At 69.3% G+C, this 12,349-nt stretch carries 1 protein-coding gene (cut by a window edge); it reads right to left on the bottom strand.

Going from position 1 to position 12,349, the window contains the following annotated elements:
- Positions 1–9 precede the first annotated feature (9 nt).
- Positions 10–12,349, bottom strand: partial view of a non-ribosomal peptide synthase/polyketide synthase gene (locus AC5L3C_RS33815; RefSeq protein ID WP_493652915.1) — the 3' portion only. 10,964 nt of this gene lie beyond the right edge of the window; 12,340 of the gene's 23,304 nt are visible here — the last part of the coding sequence; its start codon lies beyond the right edge, outside the window; it ends in the stop codon at positions 10–12.

Genomic DNA, 12,349 nt, shown 5'->3' with positions numbered 1-12,349 from the left:
GACCTCCTTCTAGCGGCCCGGTTCCGCCGCGTCAGCGGCGTCCGACGGGCCGAGCCAGTCCGAAACGCATGCCCAGACCTGCGCCAGCACCTCAGGCCGGGCCATCTCCGTGTGCTTGCAGGAGATGTAGACCTCCGCCACCTCTCCGGAGACATAGGGCTCCCAGGCGGCCGCACTCGAGGCATCCTCCGACTTGTCCTCGGTGGCGGTCACGAGCAGCATGTCCCGGTCGAAGATGCCGGTCTCGTGCCGGATGCTCAGTTCCGCGGCCATCCGGAGCATGCGCCGGGCGCCGGGCCTGTGCGCGCCTTCCTCCCCGGCGAACTCGGCCTCCGCCTCCTGGGCCGCCTCGGCCGCTCCGGCCCCTTCGGCCCCTTCGGCCCCTTCGGCACGATCAGGATCGCGGTCGTCCCGAGCCGCCTGCTTCCGCTCCCCGTCACCGGGCTCCGGCTCCCGCTTCTTGGGCGGCACCGCATCCATGGAGACGAGCGCACCGACCTCATGGCCTGCCGCCCGCAGCTGAACGGCGATCTCGTGAGCGACGATGCCGCCGAACGACCACCCCAGCAGGTGGTACGGGCCGGACTCCTGGACCGACCGTATCTGCCGGATGTAGTCGGCCGCCATTTCCGCGACGGAACCGGCCAGTTCACCCGTTCCGTCCACGTTGCGCGCCTGGAGTCCGTAGAGCGGATACTCCTCCGGCACGTAGTGGGTCAGCGGTATGTAGCACCAGCTGAGCCCGCTGGCCGGGTGCACACAGAACAGCGGAGGCTTGCTCGAACTCGTGCTGTCCGAAGGCCGGATCGGAAACAGGACGTCGAACTCGTTGCCCGTGTACGGCAGATCCATCCGGGTGACGAGACCGGCGGGGGTCGGGGACTCGAACACTGCGCGTACCGAGAGGTCGAACCCACGAAGTCGCAGTCGCTGCACCAGCGACACTGCCAGAAGCGAGTGCCCTCCGAGATCGAAGAAGCTGTCGTCGGGATGGACGCGGTCGACGCCGAGGACGTCGGCGAACACCTCGCACATGACCTCCTCGGCCGCCGTCACCGGCGCGCGTCCGTGCTCGCTGGTCCTGTGCTGCGGGGCCGGCAGGGCGCCACGGTCGAGCTTGCCGTTCACGGTCAGCGGCAGTTCGGGCAGGGGCACGAACACGGCCGGGATCATGTGGCCGGGCAGACGCCCGGCGGCGTGGTGGCGCAGTTCTGTCAGCAGGTCCTCGTCGGACCGGGACTCGCCGTTCCCTGCCGGGACGATGTAGGCGGTCAGGCGCTTGTCGTTCGGTATGTCCTGGCGTGCGATCACCACGGCCTGCGTGACGTGCGGGTGCTCGGCCAGGACGGCCTCGATCTCGCCGGGCTCGATACGGAAGCCACGGATCTTGATTTGGTCGTCCGCGCGGCCCACGAAGTCGAGCTGTCCGTCGCCGGTCCAGCGGACGAGGTCACCGGTGCGGTACATCCGCTCGCCCGCCACGCCGAACGGACAGGCGACGAACCGTTCCGCGGTCAGCGCCGGGCGGCCGTGGTAGCCGCGTGCCAGGCCGGCGCCGGCGATGAACAGCTCACCCACCACGCCGGGCGGGCAGGGGCGCAAGGATCCGTCCAGGACGTACACCTGTGTGTTCCAGATCGGTACGCCGATCGGTACGGGGCTCGACCCGCCGGTGCAGAGCCAGGCGGTGGAGTCCACCGACGTCTCCGTCGGCCCGTACAGGTTGTGCAGCTCCGCGCCGCACACCTGCGCAAAGCGCTGACCCAGCGGGCCCGGAAGTGCCTCGCCCGAGCACACGACCCGCCGCAGGGATCCCCACGCGGCGGGGTCGCCGCCCTCGACGAACGCCTCCAGCATCGAGGGCACGAAGTGCACCGTGGTGATGCCGTGCGCACGGATGACGTCGGACAGATACGCCGGGTCGCCCTGACCGCCCGGACGCGCCAGCACCAGCCGCGCACCCGACACCAACGGCCAGAACAGCTCCCACACGGATACGTCGAAACTCACTGATGTCTTCTGCAACACCGCGTCGTCCGCGCCGAGACGGAACCGGTCCTGCATCCACAGCAAACGGTTCACGATCCCCGCGTGCGGCACCACCACACCCTTCGGCACACCCGTCGAACCCGACGTATACATCACATACGCCGCCGCATCCGGAGACCACGACGCCGAGAATGCCTCAGCATCCTCGGGCATGCCTGAGTCGTCCAGACACACCACCGGTACCTGCGTGGGCAGACCTTCAGCCAGGTCATGCACCGTCACCACACAGACCGGTCCTGCATCGCTGAGCATGAAACCGACCCGGTCGGCCGGATACTCCGGGTCGACGGGCAGGTATGCCGCACCCGTCTTCAGTACCGCCAGCAGTGCCACCACCAGGTCAACCGACCGCTCCAACACCACCGCCACGACGGACTCGGGCCCCACTCCGTGCGTTGCCAGCACAGCCGCCAACCGCGACGCGCGTGCGTCCAGTTCGGCATACGTGACGTCCTCGTTGTCCGAGACCACCGCCACCGCATACGGAGTGCGCGCCACCTGCTCCGCGAACAACTCCGGCAACGTCGCCCGCGGCACGGCCCGCGTCGTGTTGTTCCACCCGTCGAGCAGTTGCTCGCGCACCTCACCGGGCAGCACCCCGACCTGCGGCAACGGCGTCTGCGTCGGCCCCTCCAGCGCCTCCACGAGACCTTCGACCGCCGCTTCCAACAACCCACACACCAGCCCGGCATCCGCAGGAGCCACCACGTCCGCCGTCAGCCCGAAGCCGGTCCCGAAGTCATCGACGGACAACGTCAGCGGGTAGTTGGTACGGTCCTCGGCGGTCAGCAACCGCATCCCGCGCTGTCCGCGCGCAGTCCTGTTCCCTGCCGCTCCTTCGCGACCGACTCCCTCGGAGCTCCGGCGCGCACGGTCACTGTGACGGTAGTTGAACAGAGCGGTGAACAGAGGAGTGGAGGGCGCGACGCTGCCGGCATTCTGGGCGAGTGACAGGGGTGCGTGTTCATGCAGGAGCAGGCCGGCCAGCTGCGACTGCATGGCGGTGATCGCTCTGGTCACGTCGTGCGCCGCGATGTCGAGCCGTACCGGCAGGGTGTTCATGAAGGGGCCGGGGATGCGCTCCGCTCCCCGTCCCGCGCTCATCCGGCCGAGCAGTACCGTCCCGAACACCACATCCGTACGCCCCGACATTCCTGCCAGAGCCCGTGCCCAGGCCACGTGGAACAGCGTCGCCGGGCTCACTCCCAGCCCACGCGCCTGGTCCCGCACCCGCTCGGCCAGGTCCTCGTCCAGGGTCAGCCGCGCCGAGTTCACGCCGGTGCCGTCACCATGAGCGTCGGCCAGGCCGAACGGCAGCGTCGGCTCCGTCACATCACCCAGCAACCCCGCGAAGTACTCCTCGTGCTCCTCACGCGAGACACCCAGGCGGGCCTGGGCCACGAAGTCACGGAACGGCAGCGGCACCGGCAGCTCATCACCACGACCGGTCATGAACGCACCGACCTCGCCCATCACCACATCCAGCGCCGTGTGGTCCTGGAGCAGGTGATGCACCTGCACCAACGCCAGCCAGCGGTCACTGCCCGGCTCCGCCGCCACATGCACCCGCAGCAACGGCGCCCGCCGCAGATCCATCCACTCACCCGCCACCGCCAGCAACTCCGCCGCCGGATCGGTCCCGTCCGCGGACAGGCCTACCTCGGTGACGGGAACCACGGCTCGGCGCCACACCACCTGCACCGGCTCCGGCAGCCCCTCCCACACCACCCCCGTGCGGTAGATGTCATGCCGGTCCACCACCCGCTGCAACGCCGACAGGAACCCGTCCAGCCGCTCACGGCTGTCGAAGCCCAGCGTCATCGGCACGAGATACACATCCGCCTCGCCCGGCTCGGCAAGGAGGTGATGGAAGAAGATGCCCTCCTGCAACGGCGCCAACGGATACACATCCGCCACATTCGCCGCCCCGCCGTCCACCGTCGCGCACACCGATTCCAGTTGCACGGAGGACAGGTCAACCAGTGGCAACATCTCCGGCGTGATCACCTGTGCGTTCTCAGGAATCCCGTTCGGCGGTACCTCCACCACACCGCCACTTCCACCGGCCGCGGCCAGCCCCGCCGGAGTAGGCGCCTCGAACAGCGCCCGCACCGACACTCCGAGCCCACGCTCACGCAACCGCTGCACCAACGACACCGCCAACAGCGAATGCCCGCCCAGCTCGAAGAAGTTGGCGTCCACCCCCACCCGCTCCAGACCGAGTACCTCCGCGAACACCCGACACACGATCTCCTCGGCCACCGTGGCAGGGCCCCGACCATCATCGGCCACCGCGTACTCCGGCGCCGGCAACGCCGCCCGGTCCACCTTCCCGTGCACCGACAACGGCACCGCGTCGAGCACCACCACCGCCGACGGCACCATGTACTTCGGCAACCGCCGACCCACATACGTCCGCAGCTCGGCCGGCAGGTCACCCCCCTCCGCTCCGCCATCGGCGTCCGGCACGACATAGGCCACCAGGCGCCTGTCATCCGGCACGTCCTCCCGGGCGACCACCACCGCCTGCGCCACTTTCGCATGCGCCGCAAGAACGCCCTCGACTTCACCCGGCTCGATCCGGAAGCCGCGGACCTTCACCTGATCGTCCAAGCGCCCCGCGAAGACGAGCTGCCCGTCGATGGTCCAGTGGGCCAGGTCCCCCGTCCTATACATCCGTTCACCGCGCGCACCGAAGGGGCAGGCCACGAACCGCTCCGCGGTCAACCCCGCACGCCCCAGATACCCCCGCGCCAGACCTGCCCCCGCCACATAGAGCTCCCCCGCCACCCCAGGCGGCACCGGGCGCAGGAAGCAGTCGAGAAGGTAGACACGGGTGTTGTCGACAGGTCGGCCGATCGGGACACTTCCACTCCGCTCAACCGCACCGGCGGCCTGCCAGGAAGTCGTGTCGACAGTGGCTTCGGTAGGTCCGTACAGGTTGTGCAGCCTCACCCCCAGCAAATCCGTGGCCCGCTCGTACAGGTCCTCCGTCAACGCCTCACCGCCGCAGAACAACATCCGCAGGCTTTCGCATCGCGCCGCCGTGGGCTCGGCCACGAACGCCGTCAGCTGGGAAGGAACGAAGTGCGCGACGGTGATCCGCTCACGGCGGATCAGGTCCGCCAGGTACGCCGGGTCGCGATGCTCCCCCGGTGCGGCGACCACCAGTGCCGCACCGGTCATCAGCGGCCACCACAGTTCCCACACCGAGGCATCGAAACCGAACGGCGTCTTGTGCAGCATGCGATCCTGCGGCTCGAGGCCGAACTCCCGCTGCGCCCACATCAGATGGTTGGCCAACCCGCCATGCGTGACCACCACGCCCTTCGGCCGCCCCGTCGAACCCGACGTATACATCACGTACGCCGCTTGCTCCGGTCCGGGCACGTCGCCCGCCACCGGCTCTGCCGACCTTGCCTCTCCTTCGGCCGCCGCCTCAGCGCCGTCGAGTACCACGGCCAGCCCGTCCGGCAACTCATCTGCCAACTCGGACCGGGTGATCACACACACCGGCCGACAGTCGGCCAGCATGAGCCCCACACGCTCCGCCGGATACTCCGGATCGACCGGCAGATAGGCACCCCCCGCCTTCCACACCGCCAGCAGCGCCACCACCACATCCACAGAGCGCTGAAGCATCACCCCCACCACCGACTCGGCACCGACCCCACGCTCCGCCAGCACCCCCGCCAACCGCGACGCCCGCTCATCCAGCTCCGCGTACGTCACCTCCTCCCGTCCATCGACCACCGCCACCGCATCCGGTGTCCGCGCCGCCTGCTCACGGAACCGCACCGGCGCGACCCCCGGCCTCTTCGCCACGGCCGTGGCGTTCCAGTCAGCCAGGACCTGTACTCGTTCGTTCTGCGACAACACGTCGACCTCGTGAACGCGCAACTGCGCGTTCGCCGCCACATCCGTCAGCACCCGCACATACCGCTCAGCGAACGCCTCGACGGTGACCGCGTCGAACAGATCCGCCGACCCGGTCAACGAACCCCGCAGACCACGGGGCCGGCCACCCATCGTGACCTCTCTCACGGTCACACTCATGTCGAACCTCGCCGCTGTCTCCCCCGCCGCGACCGGTACCGCCCGGGCTCCACCCATGTCGAGGTCGACGCCGGCGTTGTTCTGCACTGTGAGCATGACCTGGAACAGCGGATGCCGGGACATCGACCGCTCCGGAGCCAGCACCTCCACCAGCCGCTCGAACGGCACGTCCTGATGCTCAAGCGCCGCCAGACTCGCCTCACGGACCCGGCCCAGCACCTCCAGGAACGTCGGATCACCCGATACGTCGGTCCGCAACACCAGCGTGTTGACGAAGAACCCGACCAGATCGTCCAACGCCTGGTCCGTCCGCCCCGCCACCGCCGTACCCACCGGGATGTCCTCACCCGCACCCAGCCGCGACAACAACACCGCAAGACCGGCCTGAAGCAGCATGAACATCGTCACACCCTGCTCACGCGCCAACGCGGCCAACTGCCCATGCACCTCCGCGGGCAGACCAAATGCCACCGAGTGACCCTGGTGCGAGGCAACCGCCGGACGCGGCCGGTCCACCGGCAGAACCAACTCCTGCGGAGCCCCCGCCAACGCCTCACGCCAGAACGCCACCTGCCCCGCGACAAGACTGCCCGGGTCCTCCTCACGGCCCAGCAACTCCCGCTGCCACAACGTGTAATCCGCGTACTGCACCGGCAACGGCTCCCACCCCGGCGCACGCCCCCCACACCGCGCCCCATACGCCCGGGAGATGTCACGGGCCAACGGCCCCATCGACCAGCCATCACCCGCAATGTGATGCAGCACCACCACCAGCACATGCACATCCGGGCCCGTCTCCACCAACAGCGCCCGGATCGGCACCTCCGTTGCCAGGTCGAACCCGTGACGCGTCTCTGCCGCCACCAGGTCGTCTACCTCGTCCTCACCGGCCGTATCCACGACCCGGAGAAGTCCGCCGAGTTCGGGCACGTCACGCACCTGCTGGTAAGGCTCACCCCCGTCAGCCGGGAACACCGTGCGCAGCACCTCATGCCGGCCCACCACATCCACCAGCGCCAACCCCAGCGCATCAACGTCCACCCGACCGTCCAGACGCAACACCACCGGCAAGTTGTACGTCGGACTCGGCCCCTCCAACTGCGCCAAGAACCACAACCGCCGCTGCGCAAACGACAACGGCACGCGCCCAGGACGCTCACGCCGAGCCAGACCCGCCCGCGAAGCCCCCGCACGGCTGACCCGCACCGCCAGCTCCGCCGGCGTCGGCGCCTCGAACAACGCCCGCACACCCAACTCCACCCCGAACACCGACCGCACCCGCGACACCAACCGCATCGCCAACAGCGAATGCCCGCCCAGCTCGAAGAAGCCGTCGTCCACGCCCACACGGTCCACACTGAGCACCTCGGCGAACGCACCGCACATGAGCTCCTCGACCACCGTCGCAGGACCCCGACCGCTACCGGAGGTCGCATACTCCGGTGCCGGCAACGCCGTGCGGTCCACCTTCCCGTTCGCCGTCAACGGCAGCTCATCCAGCACCACCACCGCCGACGGCACCATGTACTCCGGCAACCGCTCACCCGCGAACACCCGTGCCGTCGCGGGTAGATCAACGGCAACATCTTCCTCGGCCGCAGCCACCACGTACGCCACCAGCCGCTTGTCGCCCGGCATGTCCTCGCGTGCGATCACCACCACCTGAGCGACCTGCGGGTGAGCGGCCAGTACCGTCTCAACCTCCCCCGGCTCGATCCTGCGCCCACGCACCTTGACCTGATCGTCCGCCCGCCCTGCAAAGACGAGTTGCCCATCGGCGGTCCATCGGACCAGGTCACCCGTCCGGTACATCCGCTCACCCGGGGCGCCGAACGGACAGGCCACGAACCGCTCCGCCGTCAGCCCCGGGCGATTGTGGTAGCCACGCGCCAGCCCTGCCGCTGCCACATACAACTCACCCACCACACCCGGCGGCACCGGGCGCAGGAGACCGTCCAGCACGTAGGCCCGGGTGCTGAACACCGGGCCGCCGATCGCGACCCGCGTGGCGGACGGATCGCACCGCCACAACGACACATCGATCGTCGTCTCCGTCGGCCCGTACGAGTTGAACATCACCCGCCCTGACGACCACCGCTCCATCACCTCACGCGGACAGTCCTCACCCGCAGCGATGACCACCACATCGGAGCCCACACGCTTCTCGTCCAGCACCGCCAGGACCGCCGGCGGCAACGTCACATGAGTCACGCCCTCCCGCTCGAGGAACGCCGCCAGCCCTTGCCCCAGCCGTTCCTCCTCCGGCACCACCACCAGTGCGGCCCCGGTCAGCAACCCCATCGACCATTCCCACCCGAAGGTGTCAAAACTCGGCGACGCGAACTGCGCCACCCGGCACCCCGGCCCCACGCCCAACAGCTCCCGGTGCCCGGCCACCAGACTCGCGAACCCCGAGTGAGACACCACCACCCCCTTCGGCACCCCCGTCGACCCCGACGTGTACAACACATACGCTGCCGCGTCAGGGCGCACCGGCGGCGTCGACACCACGCCGCCGTCCGTCGCCGCCAGCTCAGCGACGACCTCCGGGGCATCCACCTCCATCACCGGAATACTCAGCCCCGCAGGCAGACCCTCACCACCCAGCCGAGTCGTCACCACACACACCGGTCCCGCATCATCCAGCATGAACGCGATCCGTTCGCGCGGATACTCCGGATCGATCAGCAGATACGCGCCCCCTGCTTTCAGCACTGCCAGCAACGAGACCATCAGATCGGCCGAACGGTCCATCGCCACCGCCACCACCGACTCCCGGCCCACCCCACGCGCCCTCAACACTCGGGCCAGCCGCGAGGCCCGATCGTCCAACTCGGCGTACGTCAGCTCCTCGCCCCGGCACACCACCGCCACCGCACCCGGTGTGCGCGCCGCCTGCGCAGCGAACAACTCCGGCACCGACACCCCCGGCACCGACTCCATGTCGTTCCACTCGGTGAGAATCCGCCGTTGGTCTCCCTCCGACAACACGACCAGCTCGGCCAACGCCTTTCCGGGCGCCTCACCGAGGGCCCCCACCAGCCCCTCCACCGCAGTCCGCAACTGAGCGCATACGAGGCGTGCGTCGCCGGGTTCCAGAACATCAATGGTGACCCCGAAACCCGCGCCGAGGTCATCCACCGCCACAGCCAAGGGATAGTTGGTGCGTTCCTGGGCCAGGAACATACGCATCCCCGACCCTCCGGCCCGCCGGCCGGTGTCAGTGGTCTTCCGCCCGCTGTGGCGGTAGTTGAACAGCGAGGTGAACAGTGGAGCCGACGCAGGCACGCCGCTGGCCTTCTGGGCCAGGGCCAGCGGTGCATGCTCGTGCACCATCAGGCCGGCCAGCTGCGACTGCATGGCGGTGATCGCGCCGGCCACGTCGTGCCCCGCGATGTCGAGCCGTACCGGCAGGGTGTTCATGAAGGGGCCGGGGATGCGCTCCGCTCCCTGTCCCGCGCTCATCCGGCCGAGCAGTACCGTCCCGAAGACCACGTCACTGCGGCCGGACACACTCGCCAGCACCTGCGCCCACGCCACGTGGAACAACGTCGCCGGGCTCACTCCCAGCCCACGCGCCTGCTCCCGCACCCGCTCGGCCAGGTCCTCGTCCAGGGTCAGCCGCGCCGAGTTCACACCGGTGCCGTCGCCATGAGCGTCGGCCAGGCCGAACGGCAGCGTCGGCTCCGTCACATCGCCCAGCAGCGAGGCGAAGTACTCCTCGTGCTCCTCACGCGAGACACCCAGGCGGGCCTGGGCCACGAAGTCACGGAACGGCAGCGGCGCAGGCAGCTCATCACCACGCCCGGTCATGAACGCCCCGACCTCGCCCATCACCACATCCAGCGCCGTGTGGTCCTGGAGCAGGTGATGCACCTGGACCAGAGCAAGCCAGCGGTCACTGCCCGGCTCCGCCGCCACATGCACCCGCAGCAACGGCGCCCGCCGCAGATCCATCCACTCACCCGCCACCGCCAGCAACTCCGCCGCCGGATCCACGTTCGTCGGCAGGACCACCTCGGTCACCGGCACCACTGCCCGGCGCCACACCACCTGCACCGGCTCCGGCAGCCCCTCCCACACCACCCCCGTGCGGTAGATGTCATGCCGGTCCACCACCCGCTGCAACGCCGACACAAACCCGTCCAGCCGCTCACGACCGTCGAAGCCCAGCGTCATCGGCACGAGATACACATCCGCCTCGCCCGGCTCGGCAAGGAGGTGATGGAAGAAGATCCCCTCCTGCAACGGCGCCAGCGGATACACATCCGCCACGTTCCCCGCACCGCCGTCCACCACCGCGCACACCGACGCGATCTGCTCCGGAGACAGATCGACCAGTGGCAGCATCTCCGGCGTGATCACCTGGGAGTCCTCGGGAATCCCGTTCGGCGGCACCTCCACCACACCGCCACTTCCACCAGCCGCGGCCAGCCCCGCCGGAGTAGGCGCCTCGAACAACGCCCGCACCGACACCCCAAGCCCACGCTCACGCAACCGCTGCACCAGCGACACCGCCAACAGCGAATGCCCGCCCAGCTCGAAGAAGTTGTCGTCCACCCCCACCCGCTCCAGGCCCAGCACCTCGGCGAACACCCGACACACGATCTCCTCGGCCACCGTGGCAGGACCCCGACCATCATCGGCAACCGCGTACTCCGGCGCCGGCAACGCCGCCCGGTCCACCTTCCCGTTCACCGACAACGGCACCGCGTCGAGCACCACCACCGCCGATGGCACCATGTACTCCGGCAACCGCTCAGCGGCAAACGCTCGTACCCCAGCGGGCAGATCACGGCCACTGGCCCCCTCGGTCGGCACCACATGGGCCACCAGCCGGCGGTCACCGGCAACGTCCTCACGAACGGACACCACCGCTTGGCCCACCTGCGGATGAGCAGCCACCACCGCCTCGACCTCACCAGGCTCGACCCGGAACCCGCGGATCTTCACCTGATCATCCACACGCCCCGCAAACACCAGCTCACCGTCGGCGGTCCAGCGGGCCAGATCCCCCGTCCGGTACATCCGCTCACCCGCCGCGCCGAACAGACATGCCACGAACCTCTCCGCCGTCAGCGCGAACCGACCCTGGTAACCGCGGGCCAAGCCCGCCCCGGCCACATACACCTCACCCGCCACTCCAGGCGGCACCGGCCTCAGCCACCCGTCGAGCACATAGACGCGCATGTTCGCCACTGGCCTGCCGACGGGCGGCGCGACAGTGGTTCCCCGCTGCACCGACGTGGTGGTGACCATGACTGTCGCCTCGGTCGGTCCGTACGTGTTGACCAAGTCCCGGCCGTCGGCCCATGCCCGGGCCAGCTCTGCGGTGAGCAACTCACCGCCCACCAGCACACGTCGCAGGTCGCCTACGGCATCCGGATCAAGTACCGCCAGCAGCGAGGGGACGACACTCGCCACCGTCACCTGCGCCCTGTTCAATGCGGCGGCCAGCAGTGCGGGATCTTCGCGCTCCGCCGTGGTGGCCACCATCAGCCTGCCGCCCGACGCCAGTGTCACCGCCATGTCCAGCACAGAGCCGTCGAAGCCGAACGACGCGAACTGGAGCATCCCCGTCCCCGGGCCGACCCCGGCCACCGGGCCCAGGGCCGCCGCCAGATGCACCACGGCGGCGTGTGAGACCACCACGCCCTTCGGCCGTCCCGTCGACCCGGACGTGTACATCACGTACGCGGCCGCGTCCGGCTGTGCAGCAAGCAGTTCCTTGGCCGGTCCCGCCGCCTCTCCGAGGTCGCCCATCAGCAGCACCGGTGCGGAGAACTCCGTCGGCAGCGTTCCGGCGAGATCATGCGTGGTCACCACGCACGCCGGTCCCGCGTCCGCCAGCATCTCCGCCACCCGCCCGGCAGGGAGCACCGGATCGGCGAACAAGTAGCCACCGCCCGCCTTCCATACCCCCACCACGGCCGCGACCACGTCCGCCGACCGCTGCATCGCCACGGCAACCAACGAGTCGGGGCCGACTCCCAGGCTCCTCAGGGCTTCGGCCAGCCGAGAGGCACGCTCATCCAACTCCGCATACGTCCAATGATCGTCCCCGCAGATCACCGCCGTCGCGTTCGGAGCATCGGCCACCCGCCTCGCAAACAGCTCCGGCCAGGTCACCTCCGCGACCGGCACCGCCGTGTCGTTCCACTCCGTCACGACCTGCCGCCGTTCGGCATCCGACAGCACCGGTACCCTGCTCACCGGCACCTCGGCATCGAGGGCAACAGCCGCC

Source organism: Streptomyces speibonae (genome assembly GCF_984686075.1).
Note: the sequence above shows the minus strand (reverse complement) of the source record. Positions and strands in the feature narration are given on the sequence as shown.